This is a genomic window from Duganella sp. CY15W, assembly GCF_009857555.1.
GTDB classification, from domain to species: domain Bacteria; phylum Pseudomonadota; class Gammaproteobacteria; order Burkholderiales; family Burkholderiaceae_D; genus Rugamonas; species Rugamonas sacchari.
On record NZ_WWCQ01000001.1, the window covers coordinates 850,681 to 873,499 of the forward strand.

Here is a 22,819-nt window from a genome sequence, read left to right on the forward strand (position 1 = left end):
AAAGTCATCTTAATAACGATACACGGGAAGATGATGAGCTTTGCCACCACCGATTTATGCGACGACAACACCAACTTGCTGGACGATGGCCGCCTGGCGGTATTGCCGCCGTTGTTCCGCCACTTTGGCCAGCGCGTGCGCTTTTCCGGCCGCGTCGTCACGCTGAAAGTGCATGAGGATAACGCGCTGGTGCGCGCCACGCTGGAAACGCCGGGCGACGGCAATGTGCTGGTGGTGGATGGCGGCGGCAGCCTGCGCCGGGCGCTGGTCGGCGGCCAGCTGGGCTTGCTGGCGCAGGACAATGGCTGGTCCGGCATCATTGTCGATGGCTGCGTGCGTGACACGGAGGAGATCAACGCTTGCGACATCGGCGTGCGCGCGCTGGCGGCGCATCCGCAGAAAAGCAGCAAGAAGGGCGTCGGCGAGCGCAATGTGCGCGTGCATATCGCCGGTGTGCCGGTCAATCCGGGCGACTGGATCTATGCCGATGCGGATGGCGTGTTGGTCGCCCAGCAGAAGCTGGCCTGATTTCGCATGACGAAAAGGCGGTTTCATATTGCGGAATTCGATGTGGGACTGCAACATCAAAATCTTTCATTGTGAGGAATTTGGTTTCGTATCCTGAAAATTGATAACTAAGCTATTGATTCATATTGGAATTAATTTACTTAGTTGTCTTATATAAGAGTCTTGGTGCGCAGCGTCAAAAGTTCTATCATTTCTCTCACCGGCTTGAGAGAAACAGGAGAACGCCATGGCCACCCGCGAACAGCAAATCGCCGCACTGCAAAAAGACTGGGACACCAATCCACGCTGGAACGGTGTCACCCGTACTTACACGGCTGACGACGTGGTGCGCCTGCGCGGTTCCATCCAGATCGAGCACACGCTGGCGCAGCGCGGCGCGGAAAAGTTGTGGGACCTGGTCAACCATGAACCATTCGTCAATGCGCTGGGCGCGCTGACGGGTAACCAGGCCATGCAGCAAGTCAAGGCTGGCCTGAAAGCGATCTACCTGTCGGGCTGGCAGGTGGCCGGCGACGCCAATCTGGCGGGCGAAATGTACCCGGACCAGTCGCTGTACCCGGCCAATTCGGTGCCGATGGTGGTTCGCCGCATCAACAACAGCTTGCAGCGCGCCGACCAGATCCAGTGGTCGGAAGGTAAAAACGAGATCGATTATTTCGTTCCCATCGTGGCCGATGCGGAAGCGGGCTTTGGCGGCGTGCTCAACGCGTTTGAACTCATGAAGTCCATGATCGAGGCGGGCGCCTCCGGCGTGCACTTCGAAGACCAGCTGGCCTCGGCCAAGAAATGCGGCCACATGGGCGGCAAGGTGCTGGTGCCGACGCGCGAAGCGGTGGAAAAGCTGACCGCAGCGCGCCTGGCGGCCGACGTCATGGGCACCTCGACGCTGGTGATCGCCCGTACCGATGCCGAAGCGGCGGATTTGCTGACCTCGGACATCGACGATAACGACAAGCCGTTCTGCACCGGCAAGCGCACCGTGGAAGGCTTTTACCAGGTACGCAACGGCCTCGAGCAGGCGATCGCGCGCGCCCTGGCGTATGCGCCGTACGCCGACCTGGTGTGGTGCGAAACCGGCAAGCCGGACCTGGAATTCGCCAAGAAATTCGCCGAAGCGGTGCACGCCAGGTTCCCGGGCAAGATGCTGGCCTATAACTGCTCGCCGTCATTCAACTGGAAGAAAAACCTGGACGACACCACCATTGCCAGGTTCCAGAAAGAGCTGGGCGCGATGGGCTACAAGTTCCAGTTCATCACGCTGGCCGGCTTTCACGCGCTGAATTACGGCATGTTTCACCTGGCGCACGGCTATGCGCGCCGCCAGATGCCGGCCTTTGTGGAATTGCAGGAAGCGGAATTTGCCGCAGCGGAGCGCGGCTTCACCGCCGTCAAGCATCAGCGCGAAGTGGGGACAGGATATTTTGATGCGGTGACTCAGACGATACAAAACGGCCAGTCGTCCACCACCGCCTTGCATGGTTCGACCGAAGACGAGCAGTTCTTCGATAAAAAGGTCGCGTAACGATAACAGGGAGTGAGATGGCGAGGGCGGGCGACACCCGCTCGCGCCATAAGCGGCAGCGACACAATCGCTGCCGCTTTGCCGTTTACGGCTGCTGTTGTTGCTGTTGCTGGTGCTGCTGCAGGTGGTGACGCAGGCGCTGCTGGAATTCGTCGACGTCATCAATCGTGCTGAGGTCGTCGTCGACTTCGATCAGGTGGGTCGAATGGCCGGGCGCAAACGACACGCTGGCTTCCACATCGCCTTTTTTCTCCGACAGGGAGTGGCCCTGGACGGCGCCCAGCACGTTGCCGTGCACATCCGTAATGACGGTCATCTTCATGACATGCCTCCGCCTTGCAGGTTATGGAAGCAACCGCCGACGCCCTGGTTGTGGATGGCGACGAAGTAGGTTGCATTGCCGTTGTTGTCCTTGCGCTTGCGCTGCTGGTCGGCCAGGTGGACCGCGCCCTGGTTGGGCGTTTTGACGTCGGCCGAAGCGAACTGGGTACCGCGGTCGCCGCCGTAGCTGTAGTTCCAGAACGCCGTCTGACCCGGCGCCAGGAAGGTCAACGGGCCTACATTGTTGAAAGCCATAATCTCCTCCATGAAAGTACGCCGCGCATGCGGATGCGTACGCGGCTGTACCATCTTAGACAGCACGCACGCGGGCGCTTTGATGCAAACGAGATGTGCGCTTTTTTGGCGGCCGGCGCGATCTGAGGGATAATGCGGGATTGAATCACTCAGGATCACCAGCTTATGTTCTCTTACCGCCACGCCTTCCACGCGGGTAACCACGCCGACGTGCTGAAGCACTTCATCACCATCCAGCTGCTGCAGTATCTGAACCAGAAAGACGTGGCGTACAGCTACATCGATACGCACTCGGGCGCTGGTGTCTATGAGCTGGATGGCGCGTTTGCGTCCAAAAATGCCGAATACGACACCGGCATTGGCCCGCTGTGGAACCTGAGCGACCTGCCGGCGCCGATCAAGGAGTATGTGGACCTGATCAAGGCCATGAACCCGAGCGGCAAGATGCGCTACTACCCGGGCTCGCCGTACATTGCCGACCAGGTCGCGCGCGAACAGGACCGTTTGCGCCTGTTCGAGCTGCATCCGGCCGATTCCAAGCTGCTGGCCGATAACTTCCGCAAGCTCGATGAGCACGCGGCGGCGCAGGGCATCCGCTCCACCGTGCGCGGCAAGCGCGTGCTGATTACCCGTGGCGATGGCTTTGCCTCGCTCAAGGCGCTGCTGCCGCCGCCATCGCGCCGCGCGCTGGTGCTGATCGACCCGCCATATGAAGACAAGCAGGACTACAAAAAGACCAAGGACGTGCTGGCCGAAGCGCTGGGCCGCTTCCCGAGCGGCACCTACGCGGTCTGGTATCCGCTGCTGCAGCGCATGGAATCGCGCCAGTTTGCCGACAAGCTCAAGCAGCTGCCCGCTGCCAACTGGCTCAACGTGACCCTGACCATCAAGACGCCGATGCCGGACGGTATTGGCGGTCTGCACAGCAGCGGCATGTTCATTTTGAACCCGCCTTACACGCTGGAGCCGATGCTGAAACAGGTCATGCCGTGGCTGGTGAAAGCGCTGGGACAGGACGCTGGTGCGCGCTTTACGCTGGAAAGCGGCACCCAGACGACGGGTACGCGCAACAGTAGCGAGCGCCGCCCACCGGTTCGTCAAAAAAATATTGTCAAGTCTGCATAGTTGGGTATAGTCTGGACGTAAGCAGATTGACAATGGGAGCACCCCCATGATGTTAGCCTCTTCACCAGCGTCATCCAGACTAGCGGACAACTTCTTCCTTGCGCGCCAGCCCATCCTCAACCGGGGACAGCGGCTGGTGGCTTACGAACTTCTCTTCCGCGACGCCGGCTCGTACAACGGCGCGCACATCACCGACGACACCGAAGCCACTGCCACGGTCATTGCGCACGCCTCCGAACTGGGCATGGGCCATGTGGTGGGCGACCAGATGGCCTTCGTGAACGTCGATGCGGTCGGGCTCATGAGCGATTTCATCCGCTTCCTGCCTAACGACAAGGTCATCCTCGAAATCCTGGAAACCGTCAAAGCCACGCCCGAGGTGCTGGAGCGCATACGCGAACTCAAGCAGGCCGGCTTCAAGTTTGCGCTGGATGATGTGATCGGCCATTCGGAAGATGTGCAGAAGTTCACGCCGCTGTGCGATGTGATCAAGGTGGATATCAAGGACATGCAGCCCGGTACGCTGCCGGCGCTGGCCAAGGTGCTTAAAAATCCCAAACAGAAGCTGCTGGCGGAAAAGGTGGAAACGGTCGAGGAGTTCCAGCAGTGCATGGAACTCGGCTTCGAATACTTCCAGGGCTATTACTTCGCGCGGCCGGTAATCCTGAGCGGCAAGAAGATCTCGCCATCGCAGTTGAGCGTGCTGAATCTGCTGGACCTGCTGGACCGCGACGCCAGCAATCAGGAAATCGAAGCCAGCGTCAAGCATGACGCCCTCATCACGCTGAACCTGCTGCGCCTGGTGAACACGCCAGCGGTGGGCGCGCGGCAGCGCATCAACTCGGTCGGCCATGCGCTGATGGTGCTGGGACGGCGGCAGCTGCGGCGCTGGCTGCAGATCCTGCTGTATGTGAAGAACGGCGGCACGCAGGAATTCACTTCACCGCTGCTGCAACTGGCCACCACGCGCGGCAAAACCATGGAATTGATCGTCGAGCAGCGCAAGCCGGGCCAGCGCGTGAGCGCCGACATCGGCTTTACGGTGGGCGTGATGTCGTTGATGGACACCTTGTTCTCCATCCACATGCGCGACGTGCTGGAAAGCGTCAACGTGCTGGACGAGGTGAGGGCGGCGCTGCTGCACCGCAGCGGCGACTACGGCGCCATGCTGAGCCTGATCGAACACGTCGAGCGCGGCCGTGATGGCAAGGTGCTGGCGCAGATGCTGCATCAGCTGGACTTGCGGCCAGCCGAGCTTTACGCCATCCAGCTGGCCGCCATCGAGTGGGTGACGGAATACACCCGCGGCATCTGATTACTCGTAGCGCAGCGCTTCAGCCGGGTTGGTGCGGGTTGCCCACCAGCTCGGGTAGAGCGTGGACAGGAAGGACAGCAGCACCGCCACGCCCACCACGCCACCCACATCGCTCCACAGCAGTTGCGATGGCACCGAGGTGATGAAGTAGATGTTTTTGTCCAGGATCTGCACGCCCAGCACATGCTCGATGCCGCTGGCGATGCCGGGCAGGTTCCACGCCACCAGCACGCCAAACACGGTGCCGGCCAGCACGCCCAGCAGGCCGGACAGCAAACCCTGCACCACAAATATCTTCATGATGGACGGCGGACTCGCGCCCAGCGTGCGCAGGATGGCGATATCGGCGCGCTTGTCGGTCACCGACATCACCAGCATGGCCACCACGTTGAAGGCGGCCACCGCCACAATCAGCGTCAGGATGATGAACATCATGTGCTTCTGGCTCTGCACGGCGGCAAACCACGTGGCGTTGCGCTGGGTCCAGTCCCGCACCAGGTAGTTGCCATTGAGGCTGAACTTGAGTTCGCGCGCCACCAGCGGCGCCTGGTTGGCGTCGGCAATGCGCAGGCGCAGGCCGACGGGTGCGTCGATATGCAGCACTTGTTCAGCATCCTGCAGGTGGACGAAGGCCATGCCGGAGTCGAACTCGAAGTGGCCCACTTCAAACGTGCCGGCCACGGTGAAACGGCGCGTCTGCGGCATCGCGCTGCTCAGCGAGGCTTGCTGCGACGGGATGGCCAGTACCACGTTGTCGCCGGTTTTAACGTGCAGCGCCTTGGCCAGTTCCGCCCCCAGCACGATCTGGAACGCGCCCGGCTTGAGCGCGGCCAGCGCGGCGGCGTTCTTGCCTTGCATGAAGTCGGCCACCCTGGTTTCCTGCTCGGGCAGGATGCCGCGCAGCAGGGCCGGTTTCATCTCGCCTTCCTGCAGCAGCATGCCCGGCAGCTCGACGAAGGGCGCGGCGGCTTGCACGGCCGGATTGCGCGCGGCATCGCGCGCGGTGGCCTGCCAGTCGTTGAGGATGCCGCGGGCGTCATAGATTTCAATGTGCGACAGCACGGCCACCATGCGTGCACCAACATCGCGCTGGAAGCCGTTCATGATCGACAGCACCACGATCAGTGCCGCCACACCGAGGCCGACACCGGCGATCGACACCAGCGACATGAACGAGATGAAGCTGTTGCGGCCGCTTCGGCGACCCGCGCGCAGGTAGCGCAGGCCGATCTGCCATTCGTAAGGGAGCTGCATCGCTTACTGGCCCAGCAGCAGGAACACGGTGGGCTTTTTATGGAAATCCGGCGCGGACGCGGTTTTCCATTGTGCCGCCGTCATGGTGCGGATGGTTTCGCTCGGCAGGCTGAGGTCGGTAGCGACGCAGAGCAGCGTACCCGGCGCGCAGGCGGCCACCATGGCTTCCAGCAGCGCCGCGTTGCGGTAAGGCGTTTCGATGAACAGCTGGGTCTGCTTTTCCTTGCGCGAGCGCTGCTCCAGCTCCTTGAGGCGCTTGTCGCGCTGTGCTGCATCGGTCGGCAGATAGCCGTTGAAGGCAAAGCTCTGGCCATTCAGGCCGCTTGCCATCACGGCCAGCAGCAGCGACGACGGGCCGACCAGCGGCCGCACCGGAATCTTGTGCTGATGCGCCAGACGCACCAGGTCGGCGCCGGGATCGGCCACGGCCGGCACGCCAGCTTCCGACACCAGACCGCCATCCCGGCCTGCCAGCAGCGGCGCCAGCAGGTCGTTGAGCGCGGCGGCCGGGGTGTTCACGTTCAGTTCGGCGATGTTGATGTCCTGCATCGGCTTGCACAGCGGATGCTGGGCGCCCACCAGTTTCAGGAAGGCGCGCGCGGTCTTGGCGTTTTCCGCCACGAAGTAGTCCAGCTGCGAGGTGATGCGCTGGACCTGCTCAGGCAGTACGTTGGCAAGCGCTTCGGTCTCGCCCAGGGTGTTCGGAATTAAAAAGAGGGTGCCGGTCATTGTTTAGTTTTTGAAAAAAGTGACGCCAAGGTTGCGCAGCATGCCTGTCAGGGCGATTAATGGCAAGCCGGTGAGGGCGGTTGGATCATTGCTGTCGATGCGCTCCAGAATGGCGATGCCCAGCGCCTCGTTCTTGGCGCTGCCCGCACAATCGTAGGGCTGCTCGATGCGCAGATAGGCGTCCAGCTCGTCATCCGGAAGATCGCGGAACTTCACCACGGTCTGGATGTCTTCTACCTGGGCCGTGTTGTTGCGGCCGTCCCACACGCACAGCGCGGTGTGGAAGATAACTTCGCGGCCGCGCATTTTCTGCAATTGCGCCAGCGCGTTGGCATGGTTGCCAGGTTTGCCAATTTGTTCATCGTCCAGTGTGGCGACCTGGTCGGAGCCGATGACGATGGCGCCGGGCATCTTGGCGGCGACGGCGGCGGCTTTTTCCCTTGCCAGGCGCAGCGCGGTGGCGCTCGGCGTTTCGCCCGGCAGCGGGGTTTCGTCGATATCGGGCACGGCCACCTCAAAAGGCAGTTGCAGGCGCGACAATAATTCCTTGCGGTAGGCGGAACTGGAGGCCAGTACGAGTAAACTTGATGTCATGAGGGGAATGTTATATGCTCTGTCGCCGATGTAGCCAGCGGCAAAAACGACGAGAAAATCGCTAAGGCTTTGACTTGAATGCGAAAACCCTGCTATTATCGCAGGTTTTCAGGGAAACTCTGTAATGAATGCTCTTGTGATCGACACCTTTGAATTCTGTCGGACCAACAGCAGCAAGGCAGGCGTGACGCCTGTCGCTGACATGACCCGCTTGGCCAAGGAGTGTGTAAATCCCTCCGGCGAGATTTCCTGGAAAGCAGTAGGAAGCACCCACAAACTGGGTTTCCCGCAGATGACACTGTCGGTCAACGGCACTGTGCAACTGGCCTGCCAGCGCTGCCTGCAGCCTTACGCTCACCACCTCGATTCGTCGACCGTGCTGATGCTGGGTAAGGATGATGAACAGGCGGACGAAATTGAAGAAACGATAGACGACGAATCGATCGATGTGATCGTCGGCAGTCGCAGTATGGAACTGATGTACCTGGTGGAAGATGAAGCCTTGCTGGCCTTGCCGCAATCGCCGCGTCACGATGTCTGCCCGGATGCCAGCCTGCTGGACAAGGCGAAAAGCGAGAAGATCTCGCCGTTCGACGCTCTGAAGAGCCTCAAATCCGAATAAGTAGTAGTAAAGAACGTGTCAATACGCGGCGAGTAAATCGAGTCTTGGCAAGTTAGCAGTGCAAAGTAGTAGGGCTCGATTCGCATGTTTTATGCCGGTCGATTGTGTTAGAATTTTAGAACTTAAGTATTAGGAGTCATTAACATGGCAGTTCAACAGAACAAAAAATCCCCATCGAAGCGCGGTATGCACCGTTCGCACGATTTCCTGGTTGCTCCGCAACTGGCAATCGAGCCAACCACCGGTGAAACCCACCTGCGTCACCACATCAGCCCTAACGGCTTTTACCGTGGTCGTAAAGTCCTGAAAACCAAAAACGACGAGTAATCGACGCTTTTGCTGGACCCAGAAACAGGCGGTGCTGACTTGTGTAGCATCGCTTTTTCTTTTTTCATCGGCTGCAATTTAGTTTTGCACACCGTCATGTTCCAACGCGGAGTCCGGCTGTTACGGTCCCGCCGCTTGCCATAACAATGACAATCAAAATTTCTATCGACTGCATGGGTGGCGATCATGGCCCGTCGGTCACTATTCCCGCAGCTGTTTCCTTCGTCAAACGCGAACCTGATGCCGAGCTGATTCTTGTTGGTCTCGAAGACGTCATCCGCGCTGAACTGAAGAAACACCACGCCGACGCGCACCCGCGTCTGAGCGTCGTACACGCCTCCGAACAAGTTACCATGGACGATCCGCTGGAAGTGGCCCTGCGCCGCAAGAAGGATTCGTCGATGCGCGTCGCCATCGAGCAAGTCAAGGACGGCAAAGCCCAGGCTTCCGTCTCGGCCGGCAATACCGGCGCGCTGATGGCGGTCGCCCGCTATGTGCTGAAGACCATGAGCGGCGTCGACCGCCCGGCGATCTGCAGCATCATGCCGAATCGAAAAGGCGGCCCGACCTATATGCTGGACCTGGGCGCCAACGTCGATTGCGAACCGCATCACCTGCACCAGTTCGCCATCATGGGCTCGGTGCTGGTGTCGGCCATGGAAAACATCGAACGCCCGACCATCGGCCTGCTCAACGTGGGCACCGAGGACATCAAGGGCAACGATGTGGTCAAGGCCACCAGCAAGCTGCTGCAAGCCGACCATGAGCGCGGCGCACTCAACTTCTACGGCAACGTCGAAGGCAACGACATCTTCAAAGGCACCACCGACATCGTGGTGTGCGACGGTTTCACCGGCAACGTCACGCTCAAGGCCGTGGAGGGCGTAGCCCGTTTCTTTGCCGACACCGTCAAGTCTGAATTCACCCGCAACCCGCTGACCATGTTGAGCGCACTGATCGGCCGCGGCGCACTGAACAACATCAAAAAACGTCTGTCGCCATCGCGTTATAACGGCGCCAGTCTGCTGGGCCTGCGCGGCCTGGTATTCAAGAGCCATGGCGGCGCCGACGCATATTCCTTTGAATGGGCGATCCGACGCGCGTATGATGCTGCAAAAAATGATGTGTTGCCGCATATCTCGACGTTGATCACCGAGTTGATGCCGCGTAGCACCGAAACTCCGGAAGTACCCAGCTCAACTATTTAGTGGACGGTAGAACGGCATGACCTTGTATAGCAAAATTATCGGCACCGGCAGTTATCTGCCGGCCAAGCGCGTGACCAATCAGGAACTGGCCGATCAACTCGCCGCCAAAGGCATCGAGACCTCGGACGAATGGATCACGAGCCGCAGCGGTATCAGCGCGCGCCACTTTGCCGCGCCAGATGAGAAGTCGTCGGACTTGGCGGTGAAGGCCGCCAGACAGGCGCTGGACATGGCGGACATGCAGCCCAACGATATCGACCTGATCATCGTTGCCAGCTCGACGCCGGATTTCTTCGGCAGCTTCCCAAGCACGGCCTGCATCGTGCAGCAAAAACTCGGCATCACCAACCACGGCGCTGCGGTTGACGTACAGGCCGTGTGCAGCGGCTTTGTGTACGCGTTGTCCACTGCCGATGCGTTCATCCGCGCTGGCGTGCACAAGAATGTGCTGGTGATTGGCGCCGAAGTCTTCTCCCGCATTCTTGATTTCAGTGACCGTACCACTTGCGTGCTGTTTGGCGATGGCGCCGGCGCCGTGGTGCTGGGTCCGTCGCAAGAGCCGGGCCTGCTGGCCAGCGCGCTGCACGCGGACGGCCGTCACTCCGACATCCTGTGCATGCCCAACACCTTTGCGGGCGCCACCGCTGGCGAGGCTTATCTGTACATGGACGGTCCGGCCGTATTCAAGATGGCGGTCTCGGTGCTGGAAAAAGTGGCCAATGAAACGCTGAAAAAAGCCGGTATGCAGCAAGACCAGATCGACTGGCTGATTCCGCACCAGGCCAATCTGCGCATCATGAGCGGCACCGCCAAAAAGCTGGGCCTGCCCATGGAAAAAATGGTGGTCACTGTCGATCAGCATGGCAATACCTCGGCAGCCTCGATCCCGCTGGCGCTGGACGCTGCGGTGCGCGATGGCCGTATCCAGCGCGGTCAAAATATCATGATGGAAGGCGTGGGCGGCGGCTTTACCTGGGGCGCTGTGCTGGCGCGTTTTTGACCTGAATTAGAATTAGAGTTCTAACGGACTCAACGGTAGTAGTGCTGTCATGTTTGCATGTTAGCTTTGCAGCCAATAATAAAAGAGATGGAAGAAGTTATGACTAAATTTGCTTTTGTATTCCCAGGCCAGGGTTCGCAAGCGATTGCGATGATGGACGGCTTTGCCGGTAATCCGGTGGTGGCGCAAACCATTGCGGAAGCGTCGGACGCGCTGCAGTTCGATATCGGCAAGCTGATGGCCGAAGGTCCCAAGGAAGAACTGGACCTGACCACCAACACCCAGCCGGTCATGCTGACCGCTGGCGTGGCCGCTTATCGCGCCTGGATCGCTGCGGGCGGCGCTGTGCCGTCGGTGGTAGCGGGCCATAGCCTGGGTGAATACTCGGCGCTGGTGGCCGCCGGCGTGATCGCGTTCAAGGATGCGGTGCCGCTGGTGCGCTTCCGCGCGCAAGCCATGCAGGAAGCGGTGCCGGTTGGTCAAGGCACGATGGCGGTGGTGCTGGGTCTGTCGGACGATGATGTGCGTGCTGCCTGCGCCGAAGCCACTGCGGCTGGCGGCGTGGTGGAAGCGGTCAATTTCAACGCGCCAGCGCAAGTGGTGATTGCCGGTGAAACCGCTGCTGTTGAGCGCGCCTGTGAGATCGCCAAGGGCAAGGGCGCCAAGCGCGCCATGAAGCTGCCGGTGTCGGCGCCGTTCCACTCGTCGCTGCTGAAGCCGGCGTCGGACCGCCTGCGCGACTACCTGGCTGGCATCACGTTCTCGGCGCCGCAGATCCAGCTCATCAACAACGTCGATGTGGCGGTGCTGAGCGACCCGGCCTCGATCAAGGATGCACTGGTACGCCAGGCCGCCGCGCCGGTGCGCTGGGTGGAAACCGTGCAGAAAATCGCTGCCGATGGCATCACCAAAGTGGTAGAGTGCGGCCCGGGCAAGGTGTTGATGGGCCTGACCAAGCGTATCGATGGCAATCTGGTGGGCGATGCCATCTACGATCAGGCTACGCTGGAACGCGTATTGAGCGAGCTCAAGTAAGCGCTTGCGCTTTCAGGCACACTCCGTATTTACTGTAGAAGGACATACATGACTTTAGCAAATCAAGTCGCCCTGGTAACGGGCGCATCGCGCGGCATCGGCAAGGCCATTGCCCAGGAACTGGCGCGCCAGGGCGCGAAAGTGATCGGCACCGCCACCACGGAAGCGGGCGCGGAAGCGATTTCCGCCTACCTGGCCGAGATCGGCGCCGAAGCCGGCAAGGGCATGGTGCTCAACGTCACCAGCGCGGAAGCCTGCGCGGCGATTATCGACGACATCAGCAAGACCTATGGCGCGGTTGGCATTCTGGTCAACAACGCCGGCATCACGCAAGACCAGCTGGCGATGCGGATGAAGGATGAGGAGTGGGACAACGTCATTGCCACCAACCTGAGTTCGGTAGGTCGCCTGTCGCGCGCCGTGCTGCGCGGCATGATGAAGGCCAAGACCGGCCGCATCATCAACATCACTTCGGTGGTGGCATCGTCCGGCAATCCGGGCCAGATCAACTACGCTGCCGCCAAGGCCGGCGTGGAAGGCATGACGCGCGCGCTGGCGCGTGAAATCGGCAGCCGCAACATCACGGTCAACAGTGTGGCGCCGGGCTTTATCGATACCGACATGACCAAGGCGCTGGGCGAAGACCAGCATGCCGCCTTGCTGACCCAGATTCCGCTGGCACGCCTCGGCAAGCCTGAGGATATCGCCGCAGCGGTCGCCTTCCTGGCGTCGCCGCAAGCCGCTTATATTACCGGCACCACCCTTCACGTGAACGGCGGTATGTATATGAACTGATTAGAATAGGCAAAATAAAGCTTATTCAAATCTTTTAGTAGTGATTTCAGAGTAGTTAGCAGCAGACACTGAAATTAGTTTTTCAGCGCGCAAACCTGATAAAATGCGCGCTTTCCGTAACAAACAAAATGGAGCCATAACATGTCGGATATCGAACAACGCGTTAAGAAAATCGTCGCTGAACAACTGGGCGTCGCAGAAGCAGACATCAAAACCGAGTCCTCGTTCGTCGACGACCTGGGCGCTGACTCGCTGGACACCGTTGAACTGGTGATGGCCCTGGAAGACGAGTTCGAAATGGAAATCCCGGACGAACAAGCAGAAAAAATCACCACCGTGCAGCAAGCGATCGACTACGCTACTGCGCACGTCAAGGCGTAATTTCTGCCCGATCGACTTTAGGAGAATCGCTTGAGAGGTTCTAAAAACCGTCGTGTTGTCATTACCGGCCTGGGCGCCGTCACCCCGATCGGCAATAACATTGCCGATACCTGGGCGGCGGCGACCGAGGGCAAATCCGGTATTGCCACCATCACCAAGTTTGACGCAACAGCTTTCAGCACCCGCTTTGCCGGCGAAGTCAAAGGCTTCAATATTGAAGACTACATCTCGGCCAAGGAAGCCCGCCACATGGATACCTTTATCCATTACGGCATGGCGGCGGGGATTCAAGCTGTGAACGACTCTGGCCTGGTCGTCACCGAAGAGAACGCCGATCGTATCGGCGTGCTGGTCGGTTCGGGCATCGGCGGCCTGCCGATGATCGAAGAACAGAAGGAAGATTACGACAAGCGCGGTCCGCGCCGTATCTCGCCGTTCTTCGTGCCTGCCTCGATCATCAATATGATCTCGGGCAACCTGTCGATCAAATATGGCATGCGTGGTCCTAACCTGTCGATCGTCACGGCTTGCACCACCGGCCTGCATTGCATCGGCGCCGCTGCTCGTCTGATCGAGTACGGCGATGCGGATGTGATGGTGGCGGGTGGCGCGGAATCGACCGTGTCGCCGCTGGGCCTGGGCGGTTTCGCCTCGGCCAAGGCGCTGTCGTCGCGCAATGACGATCCGGCTACCGCTTCCCGTCCATGGGATACGGACCGTGATGGTTTCGTGCTCGGCGAAGGCGCTGGCGTGATGGTGCTCGAAGAGTATGAACACGCCAAAGCGCGCGGCGCCAAGATCTACGCGGAAGTGCTGGGCTTCGGCATGAGCGCAGATGCGTATCACATGACCTCGCCTCTGGAAGACGGCAGCGGTGGCAGCAAGTCGGCGCAAGCCGCCCTGGCCAACGCCGGCATCAATCCGGACCAGGTGCATTATGTGAACGCGCACGGCACCTCGACGCCGCAAGGCGACGTGGCGGAAGTGCAGGGCATCAAGCGCACTTTCGGCGACCATGCCAAGAAGCTGGTGGTCAACTCCACCAAGTCGATGACGGGTCACCTGCTGGGTGGCGCGGGCGGTCTGGAATCGGTGTTCACGGTACTGGCGGTGCACCACCAGGTGTCGCCACCGACCATCAACCTGTTCAATCAGGACCCGGCCTGCGATCTGGACTTCTGCGCCAATGTGGCCCGCGACATGAAGATCGATTACGCGTTGAAAAACTCGTTCGGCTTCGGCGGTACCAATGGCAGCCTGTTGTTCGGCAAGTTCACTGGCTAAAAAGTTTAACTCCGCGTTGAACTAATTCTCCGCTCGCCTTGTCCAAACAAGGTGAGCGAGAATTCGGCGCCGGCATCCGCTGGCGCCAGAATTGCCCGGCTTTACACCGGCGTTCCTACGTCGTATTCCCCGTTTTTTTAATGTGTTTGTGGTGCTGCCGTCATGTCGATCGCGGTGTCTGCCATCGTTCGCCCCTCGCGTGGCCTGCGCTTAGCGCACGCCGGCTTGTGTTGCTGCGTGCTGGCGTCTGCCGCCGTGTGTTCCGGCGTGGTGGCGCCCTTGCTGTGCCTGTTGGCAGCGGTGCTGGGGTGGATGTGCGGCCGTCCGCGCGCTATCGCGCGGCAGCTTGATATCTCGGGTATCGGCCAGTTGCGGCTGGCGTTATACCAGCACAGCGGCACGGCGTTGCAACTGCAGGATGGCTCGACCTTGTGGCCGCGCCTGCTGTTGCTACGCCTGGGCGATGAGTCCGGTTGCGTGCAAACCCTGGTGGTGCTGCCGGATAGCGTGGCGCCACACGAGTGGCGCGCGCTGGCACTGGCATGCCGCGCCGCCGCGCGCGGCGAAATAAACACGCCGGCAGTGTGAACTTCTTGCAGCGGGCTAACTCTATAGCATTAGGGCCGCAAAACGCGGGCCGCGCTGCAGGCCACCAAGGAATGCAGGAGTGATGACAGAACGCGAGTGCGACCAGTTGCTGGTCGAGCGGGTCAGGGCGGGTGATAAGCAGGCGTTTGATTTGCTGGTGGCGAAGTACCAACGCCGGCTGATGCGCCTGCTGTCACGCATCGTGCATGATCCAGCCGAAGCGGAGGATGTGGTGCAGGAGAGTTTTATCAAGGCCTACCGGGCGTTGCGGCACTTTCGTGGCGACTCGGCCTTCTACACCTGGTTGTACCGCATCGGCATCAATACCGCTAAAAACTTCCTGGCGACCCAGGGACGGCGCGCACCCACGTCCAGCGATGGCGAGCACGACCCGGCGGACGGGTTTAACGACGGCGAGCATCTGCGCGACATTAATACGCCGGAGTCCATGTTGGCCAGCAAGCAGATCGCCCAGACCGTGAATGCGGCGATGGATGCCTTGCCGGTGGATTTGCGTACTGCCATTGCCCTGCGTGAAATCGAGGGCTTGAGCTATGAGGAAATTTCCGACATCATGGCTTGTCCGATCGGCACGGTGCGCAGCCGTATTTTCCGTGCCCGCGAGGTCATCGCTGAAAAACTCAAACCCTTGCTGGACAAGCCGGTAGACAAGCGTTGGTAGGAAGGCGTGATGGACACCCACAAAAAACTGCGTGAGCATATTTCGGCGCTGGCTGACGGTGAATTGCCGGAGAGCGAGCGCGAACTGGCCCTGGCCGCACTGTCGACGCCGGAAGGGCGCGCTGCCTGGCAAGCCTACCAGCTGGCGGGCGATGCATTGCGCGCCGCGCCGGGCGCCGAACTGGGTGACGGCTTCCAGTCCCGGCTGGCCGCGCGCCTGGCGCTGGAGCCTGTCTGTGCAACGACCCCGGAAGAACCGGTTTCAGCCATCATTGCTCCTTAAGTAGATACCTTTATAATCATTTCGCGCATACGGTAAGCGATTTTTCGCTTACCATGTGCTAGCCTCACGTCGCGCTTATTGTTTATAGAGTATTTATAGAGATCGATACTGTCCATGAAAAATAACTTCTCTGCTGGTCGTCAAACTCTTTCCGCGCTGGTACTCGGCGCAAGCTTGTGGATGTCCCTGGGCATGTCGCCCGCCACGGCAGCCTCGCCGGTCACCGGCGCCGTGATTGGCCTGCCGGACTTTGCCGACCTGGTGGACCGCGTCGGTCCGGCGGTGGTCAATATTCGCACCACCGAACGCCCCAAACAAAACAACCGTGCCAATGGCCTGCCTGCTGATGACGAGATGCAGGAACTGCTGCGCCGCTTCTTCGGTGGCAATATCCCGTCGCCGAATGGCCGCGGCCCACGCCGCCAGGCGCCGTCCGATGAGCCGGTCCAGCGCGGCGTCGGTTCCGGTTTCATCCTGTCGGCCGACGGCTATGTGATGACCAACGCGCACGTGGTCGATGGCGCCGATGAAGTGTTCGTCACCTTGACCGACAAGCGCGAATTCAAGGCCAAGGTGCTGGGCGCTGATGCGCGCACCGACGTCGCCGTGCTGAAAATCGAAGGCGAAAAGCTGCCCTTCCTGCTGATGGGCGATTCGGACAAGATCCGCGCCGGCGAGTGGGTGATTGCGATTGGCTCGCCATTCAACCTGGAAAACACGGTCACCGCCGGCATTATCTCGGCCAAAGCGCGCGACACCGGCGAATACCTGCCGCTGATCCAGAGCGATGTGGCAGTCAATCCTGGCAACTCGGGCGGCCCGCTGATTAATATGCGTGGCGAAGTGATTGGCATTAACTCGCAGATTGCGACGCTGTCGGGCGGCTCGAACGGCATTTCGTTTGCCGTGCCGATCAACGAAGCCATGCGTGTTTCGGAGCAGCTCAAGAAGAGCGGCAAGGTGACGCGCGGCCGTATTGGCGTGCAGATTGGCGAAGTCAGTAAGGAAGTGGCGGAATCGCTGGGCCTGAAGTCGGCCCAGGGCGCGGAAGTTTCGCTGGTGGAGCCGGGCGGTCCTGCGGACAAGGCTGGCATCAAGGCGGGTGACATCATCCTGAAATTCAATGGCACCACCGTCAATCGTTCGTCCGACCTGCCGCGTCTGGTGGGCGACACCGAGCTCAACTCCAAGGCCACGATCACCATTTGGCGCAAGGGTGCTGAGCAGACCCTGCCGGTGACGGTGGCGGAACTGGATGCCGACAAGCCGGCCAAGGGCGGCAAAGGCAAGGGCGGCAAGGCGGAGCCCGAGGTCAGCAAGGCCAACGCGCTGGGTCTGAAGGTCAGCGATCTGAGCGACGAGCAGAAAAAAGAGCTCAATCTCAGCGGTGGCGTGGTGATTGAAGCGGCGGAAGGCGTCGCTGCACGTGCCCAGTTGCAAGAGGGTGATGTATTGCTGCAGCTGAATAACATCGAGATCAAGGACGCCAAGCAGTTCAACGCGGCGGTGGCCAAGCTGGATCCGAAAAAGCCGTCGGTGCTGCTGGTGCGCCGCGACGACACGACCCGCTTCATCTCGCTGCGTCCAACCGCAAAATAAACGTCTTCCCCGCGCAGGCGGGGATCCATGCTGAATTTGCTCCGTATGGATCCCCGCTGTCGCGAGGACGACGCGCCGCCTATGCAATTTACCCTGTATTCCCGCAGTTATTGTCATTTATGCCAGGACATGCTGGACGCGCTGCTGCTGTTGCAAACCCCGCAGCAGCCGTTCAGTGTGAACGTGATCGATATCGACCAGGCCAACGACCCCGTTCTGCTGGCGCGCTACGACGAACTGGTGCCCGTGCTGTTTGCCGATCTGGACCAGCCCGAGCTCTGCCACTACTTCCTGGACGAAGCCAAAGTGCGCGAATTGCTGAAAAAATAAGCATTACTGCATCCTATTTGCATTTCGCACTGCATAAGTCGGCCTTTCCCCTCTGAAATCCGGTAAAATGCCGGGGGTATAAAATGTCTTCAAGGCGCTCGCCAGGGCACAATGCCCCGCTCGGAGCGCTTTTTTTGTATTGCGCGAGCCTGCGCGCCTCTCTTCGTCGCTATTCGTTTTTGAATTTTTGTTAATGAACAACATACGTAATTTCTCCATCATCGCCCACATCGACCACGGCAAATCGACGCTGGCTGACCGCATCATTCAGCTGTGCGGCGGCCTGTCCGACCGCGAGATGGAAGCCCAGGTGCTTGACTCGATGGATCTGGAGCGCGAGCGCGGCATTACGATCAAAGCGCAAACCGCCGCCCTGCAGTACAAGGCCCGCGATGGCGTGGTCTACAACCTGAACCTGATTGACACCCCGGGCCACGTCGACTTCTCGTATGAAGTGTCGCGCTCGCTGTCGGCCTGCGAAGGCGCGCTGCTGGTGGTCGATGCCTCGCAAGGCGTGGAAGCTCAGACCGTGGCCAACTGCTACACCGCGCTGGACCTGGGCGTGGAAGTGGTGCCGGTGCTGAACAAGATCGACTTGCCTAACGCTGATCCGCCGAGCGCGATTGCCGAAATCGAAGACGTGATCGGGATTGAAGCCGGCGACGCCGTGCATTGCTCGGCCAAGACCGGCCTGGGCGTGGAAGACGTGCTGGAATCGATCATCGCCAAAGTACCACCACCGAAAGGTGATCCGAGCGCGCCGCTGCAGGCGCTGATCGTCGACTCGTGGTACGACGCCTACGTGGGTGTGGTGATGCTGGTGCGCGTGGTCAACGGCACGCTGAAACCAAAAGAAAAAATCAAACTGATGGCCACCGACTCGGTGCAGCTGGTCGAAGACGTCGGCGTCTTCTCGCCGCGCTCGTTCTCGCTGCCACAGTTGTCGGCGGGCCAGGTGGGCTTCGTGATTGCCGGCATCAAGGAACTGAAAGCGGCGAAAGTGGGCGACACCATCACGCTGGCGTCCGCTCCGGCACCGGCGCCACTGCCCGGCTTCAAGGAAGTGCAGCCGCAGGTGTTTGCGGGTCTGTTCCCGGTCGAGGCCAACCAGTACGACGCGCTGCGCGACTCGCTGGAAAAACTGAAACTGAACGACGCCGCGTTGATGTACGAGCCGGAAGTGTCGCAGGCGCTGGGCTTCGGCTTCCGCTGCGGCTTCCTGGGCCTGCTGCACATGGAAATCGTGCAGGAGCGTCTGGAACGCGAATTCGACATGGACCTGATCACCACCGCGCCGACCGTGGTGTATGAGGTCGAGATGCGCGACGGCTCCGTCATCAAGGTAGACAATCCGTCGCGTATGCCGGAAACCACCAAGATCAACGAGATCCGCGAACCGATCGTCACGGTCAACCTGTACATGCCGCAAGAGTACGTGGGCTCGGTGATTACGCTGTGTATCGGCAAGCGTGGTGTGCAGATGGACATGGCTTATCACGGCCGCCAGGTCAAGCTGGTCTACGAAATGCCGATGGGCGAGATCGTGCTGGACTTCTTTGACAAGCTCAAGTCCACCTCGCGCGGCTATGCCTCGATGGACTACGAGTTCAAGGAATACCGCCCGGCCGACGTGGTCAAGGTGGACATGCTGATCAACGGCGAGAAAGTCGATGCGCTGGCGATTATCGTTCACCGTTCCAACTCGGCCTACCGTGGCCGCCAGGTGGCCGCCAAGATGCGCGAACTGATTCCACGCCAGATGTTCGACGTGGCGATTCAGGCGGCCATCGGCGTCAACGTGATCTCGCGTGAAAACGTCAAGGCGCTGCGTAAAAACGTGTTGGCCAAGTGCTACGGCGGTGACGTCAGCCGTAAGAAGAAACTGCTGGAAAAACAAAAAGCCGGTAAGAAACGCATGAAACAAGTGGGCTCGGTGGAGATTCCACAAGAAGCGTTCCTGGCGATCTTACAAGTGGATGAGAAATGAACCTGCAAATAATCTTAGGTAATTTTGCATTAATCCTGTTCGTACTCATGGTGGTCACGGGCGTGATCTGGTTCCTGGACGTGTTCTACCTGGCCAAGCAGCGCCGTGCCGCGGCCGACCGCGCGCTGGCCGAGTATGACGCCCGCAACGCCAGGCTGACGGCCGATGGCGTCAAGATCGACAACACTGGCAACCGCGCCCAGCTGGAAGCCGGCATCCTGCGCCAGCCGACCTGGATCGAATACTCGGGCAGCTTCTTCCCGGTGATCGCGCTGGTCTTCTTCCTGCGCTCCTTCCTGTTTGAGCCATTCAAGATTCCATCGTCGTCGATGGTGCCAACGCTGCTGGTTGGCGACCTGATCCTGGTGAACAAGTTCACCTACGGCATCCGTCTGCCGGTCATCAACCAGAAGATCGTGCAGATCAATGATCCGCAGCGCGGTGACGTCATGGTGTTCAAATATCCGATGGATATGAGCCAGGATTACATCAAGCGCGTGGTTGGCGTGCCCGGTGATAAAATCACGTATGAAAACAAGCGCTTAACCGTGAATGGCGTGGAAGTGAAATACACCACGCTGGATGACTACCTCAATGACGAGCGTCTTGTTTATAACAAGCAATTCGAGGAAAACCTGACTGGTGTCAGCCATCGCATCCTGAACGACGAAAGCAAGCCGACCTACAACCGCGACAGCGTGTTCCCGTTCCCGAACAGCGAAGCGTGCACCTACCGTTCGGAAGGCTTTAGCTGCGTAGTGCCGGCAGGCAACTACTTCATGATGGGCGACAACCGCGACAATAGTATGGACAGCCGCTACTGGGGCTTTGTGCCGGATAAGAATATTGTCGGTAAGGCAATTGTTGTGTGGATGAACCTGGGTAATCTGCGCCGCATCGGCAGCATTCACTAATCTGCACTGGGTCGAAAGGGACTAAGATGCAAACACGGCAGAAGGGTATTTCGCTGGTGGGCCTGATTGTGATTCTGGCGCTGCTGGGCATGGTGCTGGTGCTGGGGTTGAAAATCGTCCCGACCTACACCGAATACCGTGCGGTCCAGAATGCCATCGTCACGGCCAAAGGGGCGGGCGGTTCTGTCGTGGACATTCAGAAGTCGTTTGATGCCAGTGCGGTGGCGGGCTATATCAGCTCGATCAACAGCCGCGATCTGATTATTGAAAAAGTCAACGGCGAAACGGAAATCAGCTTCGCCTACGAAAAGAAAATCCCGCTGGTCGGACCGGCCAGCCTGTTGCTTGAATATGAAGGCACCACCGCCAAGAGTGGCGCCAAACCCGCGAAAACCGAATAAAGAACACAATGAATCTCCAGTTATTGCAAACTCGCTTAAGCTATACGTTCCAGGATGCTGGTCTTTTGCAGCAGGCCCTGACGCACCGTAGCCATAGCAGCGTGCATAACGAACGACTGGAGTTCCTCGGTGATTCGATCCTGAACTGCGTGGTGGCCTCGATCCTGTACGACCGTTACCTGGATATCGACGAAGGCGACCTGTCGCGTTTGCGCGCCAACCTGGTCAAGCAGCAGTCGCTGTTTGAGATCGCCCAGAAGCTCGAGCTGTCGCAGTTCCTGCGCCTGGGCGAGGGCGAGCTGAAATCGGGCGGCTTCCGCCGTCCATCGATCCTGGCCGACACGCTGGAAGCGCTGCTGGGTGCGATTTATATCGACGGCGGCTTCAATCAGGCGCGCGATGTGATCCGCTCTTTCTACATTCCGATCCTGGATTCGGTCGACCCGCAGACCCTGGGCAAGGATGCCAAGACGCTGCTGCAGGAATTCCTGCAGTCGAAGAAAATCTCCCTGCCGCAGTACAATGTGATTGCCACCCATGGCGCCGCGCACAGCCAGGAGTTCGAGATCGAGTGCCTGGTGCCCAAGCTCGGCATCCAGGTGTTTGGCCGTGGCGGCAGCCGCCGTGCCGGCGAACAGGCCGCTGCCAAACTGGCGCTGGAAGTCGCCGAACAGGCGCTGCAAAAAGCGCCTGCCGCAGTCCGCAAGTCCAAGCCGCGCGCAGCCCAACTCAAGCTGGCCGGCATCGCCACCGTGCAGACCAACGATGGCGCCAACCCGCCTTCGTCTGCCAAGGCAGCCAATAAATAAAAGAGAAATACCATGACCACCGAACAGACCTCCGCCGCCAACTACCGTTGCGGCTATATCGCCATTGTGGGCCGCCCTAACGTCGGCAAATCCACGCTGATGAATACGCTGATTGGCGCCAAGGTCAGCATCACCTCGCGCAAGGCGCAGACCACGCGCCACCGCATTACCGGCATCCAGACCTACGACGATGCCCAGTTCATTTACGTCGATACGCCGGGCTTCCAGACCCGCCACGCGAATGCGCTGAACAAGAACCTCAACAAGACCGTCACCAATACGCTGATCTCGTCGGACCTGATCCTGTTTGTGATCGAGGCGGGCACCTTTGGCCCGGCCGACCAGCAGGTGCTGGATCTGCTGCCAACTGAAGTACCGGTGATCCTGGTCATCAACAAGGCCGACCGCGTCAAAGACAAGGCCGCGCTGATGCCGTTTGCGCAGCAGGTGGCGTCCAAGTTCAACTTCGCTGCCATCGTGCCGGTATCGGCCAAGCTGCGCTTCCAGCTGGATGGTCTGGAAAAAGAACTCAAGCAGTTCCTGCCGGAGAACGAAGCGATCTTCGGACCAGACGACATCACCGACCGCAGCGAGAAGTTCATGGCCTCGGAAATCGTGCGTGAAAAGCTGTTCCGCTTTGTTGGCGATGAACTGCCGTACACCAGCACGGTGCTGATCGAGAAGTTTGAGCAAGAGGGCGATCTGCGCCGCGTTTTTGCCGCCATCCTGGTCGAGCGTGACACGCACAAGTCCATGATCATCGGGAACAAGGGCGCACGCCTCAAGGAAGTGTCGACGCAAGCTCGCATGGACATGGAAAAGCTGTTCGGCGGTACCGTGTACCTGGAGATCTGGGTCAAGGTGAAATCCGGCTGGGCAGATAACGAAGCCGGTCTGCGCGCTTACGGTTACGAGTAAGCGGGTTCACACCA

Annotated in this window: 27 protein-coding genes; 22 read left to right on the forward strand and 5 right to left on the reverse strand. The window is 59.8% G+C overall.

The window, feature by feature from the left end:
- Window positions 1-33: 33 nt before the first annotated feature.
- The gene (rraA, locus tag GTP58_RS04080) at window positions 34-528 is read left to right on the forward strand and encodes a ribonuclease E activity regulator RraA (RefSeq protein WP_161077252.1); all 495 of its coding nucleotides are present in this window, start codon (window positions 34-36) and stop codon (window positions 526-528) included.
- A gap of 226 nt (window positions 529-754) precedes the next feature.
- Entirely contained in the window at window positions 755-2,050 is a 1,296-nt protein-coding gene (aceA, locus tag GTP58_RS04085; protein ID WP_161076370.1) for an isocitrate lyase, read from the forward strand.
- Window positions 2,051-2,135: 85 nt separating this feature from the next.
- Here the strand turns inward: aceA and GTP58_RS04090 are convergent, their stop codons facing one another.
- Both GTP58_RS04090 and GTP58_RS04095 read right to left on the reverse strand, forming a co-directional pair.
- Complete coding sequence (locus GTP58_RS04090) at window positions 2,136-2,372, reverse strand: hypothetical protein (protein WP_161076371.1); 237 nt, start codon at window positions 2,370-2,372, stop codon at window positions 2,136-2,138.
- Window positions 2,369-2,626 (reverse strand): hypothetical protein, encoded by a 258-nt coding sequence (locus GTP58_RS04095; RefSeq protein ID WP_161076372.1) that lies wholly within the window; start codon window positions 2,624-2,626, stop codon window positions 2,369-2,371. The genes GTP58_RS04090 and GTP58_RS04095 overlap by 4 nt, the downstream gene beginning before the upstream one ends.
- Window positions 2,627-2,791: 165 nt before the next feature.
- On the opposite strand from GTP58_RS04095, the gene GTP58_RS04100 reads away from it, so the two are divergent.
- Both GTP58_RS04100 and GTP58_RS04105 read left to right on the forward strand, forming a co-directional pair.
- Window positions 2,792-3,751, forward strand: a complete 960-nt coding sequence (locus tag GTP58_RS04100; protein ID WP_072783795.1) for a 23S rRNA (adenine(2030)-N(6))-methyltransferase RlmJ — start codon at window positions 2,792-2,794, stop codon at window positions 3,749-3,751.
- 46 nt (window positions 3,752-3,797) lie between these two features.
- Window positions 3,798-5,066, forward strand: coding sequence for an EAL and HDOD domain-containing protein (locus tag GTP58_RS04105; protein ID WP_072783797.1), 1,269 nt, complete (start codon window positions 3,798-3,800; stop codon window positions 5,064-5,066).
- Here the strand turns inward: GTP58_RS04105 and GTP58_RS04110 are convergent, their stop codons facing one another.
- Genes GTP58_RS04110 through GTP58_RS04120 form a run of 3 tightly spaced genes read right to left on the reverse strand, consistent with a single transcriptional unit; the run spans window position 5,067 to window position 7,643 of the window.
- On the reverse strand, window positions 5,067-6,320 hold the full coding sequence (locus GTP58_RS04110; RefSeq protein WP_161076373.1) for a lipoprotein-releasing ABC transporter permease subunit: 1,254 nt from the start codon (window positions 6,318-6,320) through the stop codon (window positions 5,067-5,069). It abuts the gene before it with no gap.
- Window positions 6,321-6,323: 3 nt separating this feature from the next.
- Window positions 6,324-7,049, reverse strand: a complete 726-nt coding sequence (locus GTP58_RS04115; protein WP_072783801.1) for an SAM-dependent methyltransferase — start codon at window positions 7,047-7,049, stop codon at window positions 6,324-6,326.
- 3 nt (window positions 7,050-7,052) lie between these two features.
- Window positions 7,053-7,643, reverse strand: coding sequence for a Maf-like protein (locus GTP58_RS04120; RefSeq protein ID WP_161076374.1), 591 nt, complete (start codon window positions 7,641-7,643; stop codon window positions 7,053-7,055).
- A 124-nt stretch (window positions 7,644-7,767) separates the two neighbouring features.
- On the opposite strand from GTP58_RS04120, the gene GTP58_RS04125 reads away from it, so the two are divergent.
- The 18 genes from GTP58_RS04125 to era all read left to right on the forward strand — a co-directional run bounded on the left by GTP58_RS04125 (window position 7,768) and on the right by era (window position 22,805).
- The gene (locus GTP58_RS04125; protein ID WP_161076375.1) at window positions 7,768-8,265 is read left to right on the forward strand and encodes a DUF177 domain-containing protein; all 498 of its coding nucleotides are present in this window, start codon (window positions 7,768-7,770) and stop codon (window positions 8,263-8,265) included.
- A gap of 144 nt (window positions 8,266-8,409) precedes the next feature.
- Window positions 8,410-8,592 carry a 50S ribosomal protein L32 gene (gene rpmF, locus GTP58_RS04130; protein ID WP_072783806.1) on the forward strand — a complete coding sequence of 61 codons (183 nt, stop codon included), beginning with the start codon at window positions 8,410-8,412 and terminating at the stop codon, window positions 8,590-8,592.
- 146 nt (window positions 8,593-8,738) lie between these two features.
- Window positions 8,739-9,800, forward strand: a complete 1,062-nt coding sequence (gene plsX, locus GTP58_RS04135) for a phosphate acyltransferase PlsX (protein WP_161076376.1) — start codon at window positions 8,739-8,741, stop codon at window positions 9,798-9,800.
- 16 nt (window positions 9,801-9,816) lie between these two features.
- Complete coding sequence (locus tag GTP58_RS04140; RefSeq protein ID WP_161076377.1) at window positions 9,817-10,800, forward strand: beta-ketoacyl-ACP synthase III; 984 nt, start codon at window positions 9,817-9,819, stop codon at window positions 10,798-10,800.
- A 99-nt stretch (window positions 10,801-10,899) separates the two neighbouring features.
- Window positions 10,900-11,835 carry an ACP S-malonyltransferase gene (fabD, locus tag GTP58_RS04145; protein WP_072783812.1) on the forward strand — a complete coding sequence of 312 codons (936 nt, stop codon included), beginning with the start codon at window positions 10,900-10,902 and terminating at the stop codon, window positions 11,833-11,835.
- A 48-nt stretch (window positions 11,836-11,883) separates the two neighbouring features.
- Window positions 11,884-12,630 carry a 3-oxoacyl-ACP reductase FabG gene (gene fabG, locus GTP58_RS04150; RefSeq protein WP_161076378.1) on the forward strand — a complete coding sequence of 249 codons (747 nt, stop codon included), beginning with the start codon at window positions 11,884-11,886 and terminating at the stop codon, window positions 12,628-12,630.
- 141 nt (window positions 12,631-12,771) lie between these two features.
- Window positions 12,772-13,011 carry an acyl carrier protein gene (gene acpP / locus GTP58_RS04155; protein ID WP_055936274.1) on the forward strand — a complete coding sequence of 80 codons (240 nt, stop codon included), beginning with the start codon at window positions 12,772-12,774 and terminating at the stop codon, window positions 13,009-13,011.
- Window positions 13,012-13,041: 30 nt separating this feature from the next.
- The gene (gene fabF, locus GTP58_RS04160) at window positions 13,042-14,295 is read left to right on the forward strand and encodes a beta-ketoacyl-ACP synthase II (protein WP_161076379.1); all 1,254 of its coding nucleotides are present in this window, start codon (window positions 13,042-13,044) and stop codon (window positions 14,293-14,295) included.
- Window positions 14,296-14,457: 162 nt separating this feature from the next.
- Complete coding sequence (locus GTP58_RS04165; protein ID WP_161076380.1) at window positions 14,458-14,883, forward strand: protein YgfX; 426 nt, start codon at window positions 14,458-14,460, stop codon at window positions 14,881-14,883.
- Between the two features lie 82 nt (window positions 14,884-14,965).
- Window positions 14,966-15,565: an RNA polymerase sigma factor RpoE gene (gene rpoE / locus GTP58_RS04170; RefSeq protein ID WP_202413562.1), complete on the forward strand. Its 600-nt coding sequence runs from the start codon at window positions 14,966-14,968 to the stop codon at window positions 15,563-15,565.
- 9 nt (window positions 15,566-15,574) lie between these two features.
- Window positions 15,575-15,847 (forward strand): sigma-E factor negative regulatory protein, encoded by a 273-nt coding sequence (locus GTP58_RS04175; protein WP_161076381.1) that lies wholly within the window; start codon window positions 15,575-15,577, stop codon window positions 15,845-15,847.
- 180 nt (window positions 15,848-16,027) lie between these two features.
- Window positions 16,028-17,446, forward strand: coding sequence for a DegQ family serine endoprotease (locus GTP58_RS04180; RefSeq protein ID WP_161077253.1), 1,419 nt, complete (start codon window positions 16,028-16,030; stop codon window positions 17,444-17,446).
- 81 nt (window positions 17,447-17,527) lie between these two features.
- Entirely contained in the window at window positions 17,528-17,776 is a 249-nt protein-coding gene (locus tag GTP58_RS04185; RefSeq protein WP_072784609.1) for a glutaredoxin family protein, read from the forward strand.
- A 193-nt stretch (window positions 17,777-17,969) separates the two neighbouring features.
- Window positions 17,970-19,763: a translation elongation factor 4 gene (gene lepA, locus GTP58_RS04190; RefSeq protein ID WP_161076382.1), complete on the forward strand. Its 1,794-nt coding sequence runs from the start codon at window positions 17,970-17,972 to the stop codon at window positions 19,761-19,763.
- A complete protein-coding gene (gene lepB, locus GTP58_RS04195; RefSeq protein WP_161076383.1) occupies window positions 19,760-20,677 on the forward strand; it encodes a signal peptidase I in 918 nt (305 codons plus the stop codon). Before lepA ends, lepB begins: the two co-directional genes overlap by 4 nt.
- A 26-nt stretch (window positions 20,678-20,703) precedes the next feature.
- Window positions 20,704-21,078, forward strand: a complete 375-nt coding sequence (locus GTP58_RS04200; protein WP_161076384.1) for a DUF4845 domain-containing protein — start codon at window positions 20,704-20,706, stop codon at window positions 21,076-21,078.
- 8 nt (window positions 21,079-21,086) lie between these two features.
- Window positions 21,087-21,887, forward strand: coding sequence for a ribonuclease III (gene rnc, locus GTP58_RS04205; RefSeq protein ID WP_072783834.1), 801 nt, complete (start codon window positions 21,087-21,089; stop codon window positions 21,885-21,887).
- 12 nt (window positions 21,888-21,899) lie between these two features.
- Complete coding sequence (era, locus tag GTP58_RS04210; RefSeq protein WP_161076385.1) at window positions 21,900-22,805, forward strand: GTPase Era; 906 nt, start codon at window positions 21,900-21,902, stop codon at window positions 22,803-22,805.
- Window positions 22,806-22,819: the final 14 nt, after the last annotated feature.

Bases quoted from the DNA above. Each gene is read 5' to 3' on its own strand.
- rraA (WP_161077252.1), top strand. From the start codon at position 34: ATGAGCTTTGCCACCACCGATTTATGCGACGACAACACCAACTTGCTG.
- aceA (WP_161076370.1), top strand. From the start codon at position 755: ATGGCCACCCGCGAACAGCAAATCGCCGCACTGCAAAAAGACTGGGAC.
- GTP58_RS04090 (WP_161076371.1), bottom strand. From the start codon at position 2,372: ATGAAGATGACCGTCATTACGGATGTGCACGGCAACGTGCTGGGCGCC.
- GTP58_RS04095 (WP_161076372.1), bottom strand. From the start codon at position 2,626: ATGGCTTTCAACAATGTAGGCCCGTTGACCTTCCTGGCGCCGGGTCAG.
- GTP58_RS04100 (WP_072783795.1), top strand. From the start codon at position 2,792: ATGTTCTCTTACCGCCACGCCTTCCACGCGGGTAACCACGCCGACGTG.
- GTP58_RS04105 (WP_072783797.1), top strand. From the start codon at position 3,798: ATGATGTTAGCCTCTTCACCAGCGTCATCCAGACTAGCGGACAACTTC.
- GTP58_RS04110 (WP_161076373.1), bottom strand. From the start codon at position 6,320: ATGCAGCTCCCTTACGAATGGCAGATCGGCCTGCGCTACCTGCGCGCG.
- GTP58_RS04115 (WP_072783801.1), bottom strand. From the start codon at position 7,049: ATGACCGGCACCCTCTTTTTAATTCCGAACACCCTGGGCGAGACCGAA.
- GTP58_RS04120 (WP_161076374.1), bottom strand. From the start codon at position 7,643: ATGACATCAAGTTTACTCGTACTGGCCTCCAGTTCCGCCTACCGCAAG.
- GTP58_RS04125 (WP_161076375.1), top strand. From the start codon at position 7,768: ATGAATGCTCTTGTGATCGACACCTTTGAATTCTGTCGGACCAACAGC.
- rpmF (WP_072783806.1), top strand. From the start codon at position 8,410: ATGGCAGTTCAACAGAACAAAAAATCCCCATCGAAGCGCGGTATGCAC.
- plsX (WP_161076376.1), top strand. From the start codon at position 8,739: ATGACAATCAAAATTTCTATCGACTGCATGGGTGGCGATCATGGCCCG.
- GTP58_RS04140 (WP_161076377.1), top strand. From the start codon at position 9,817: ATGACCTTGTATAGCAAAATTATCGGCACCGGCAGTTATCTGCCGGCC.
- fabD (WP_072783812.1), top strand. From the start codon at position 10,900: ATGACTAAATTTGCTTTTGTATTCCCAGGCCAGGGTTCGCAAGCGATT.
- fabG (WP_161076378.1), top strand. From the start codon at position 11,884: ATGACTTTAGCAAATCAAGTCGCCCTGGTAACGGGCGCATCGCGCGGC.
- acpP (WP_055936274.1), top strand. From the start codon at position 12,772: ATGTCGGATATCGAACAACGCGTTAAGAAAATCGTCGCTGAACAACTG.
- GTP58_RS04165 (WP_161076380.1), top strand. From the start codon at position 14,458: ATGTCGATCGCGGTGTCTGCCATCGTTCGCCCCTCGCGTGGCCTGCGC.
- rpoE (WP_202413562.1), top strand. From the start codon at position 14,966: ATGACAGAACGCGAGTGCGACCAGTTGCTGGTCGAGCGGGTCAGGGCG.
- GTP58_RS04175 (WP_161076381.1), top strand. From the start codon at position 15,575: ATGGACACCCACAAAAAACTGCGTGAGCATATTTCGGCGCTGGCTGAC.
- GTP58_RS04180 (WP_161077253.1), top strand. From the start codon at position 16,028: ATGTCCCTGGGCATGTCGCCCGCCACGGCAGCCTCGCCGGTCACCGGC.
- GTP58_RS04185 (WP_072784609.1), top strand. From the start codon at position 17,528: ATGCAATTTACCCTGTATTCCCGCAGTTATTGTCATTTATGCCAGGAC.
- lepA (WP_161076382.1), top strand. From the start codon at position 17,970: ATGAACAACATACGTAATTTCTCCATCATCGCCCACATCGACCACGGC.
- lepB (WP_161076383.1), top strand. From the start codon at position 19,760: ATGAACCTGCAAATAATCTTAGGTAATTTTGCATTAATCCTGTTCGTA.
- GTP58_RS04200 (WP_161076384.1), top strand. From the start codon at position 20,704: ATGCAAACACGGCAGAAGGGTATTTCGCTGGTGGGCCTGATTGTGATT.
- rnc (WP_072783834.1), top strand. From the start codon at position 21,087: ATGAATCTCCAGTTATTGCAAACTCGCTTAAGCTATACGTTCCAGGAT.
- era (WP_161076385.1), top strand. From the start codon at position 21,900: ATGACCACCGAACAGACCTCCGCCGCCAACTACCGTTGCGGCTATATC.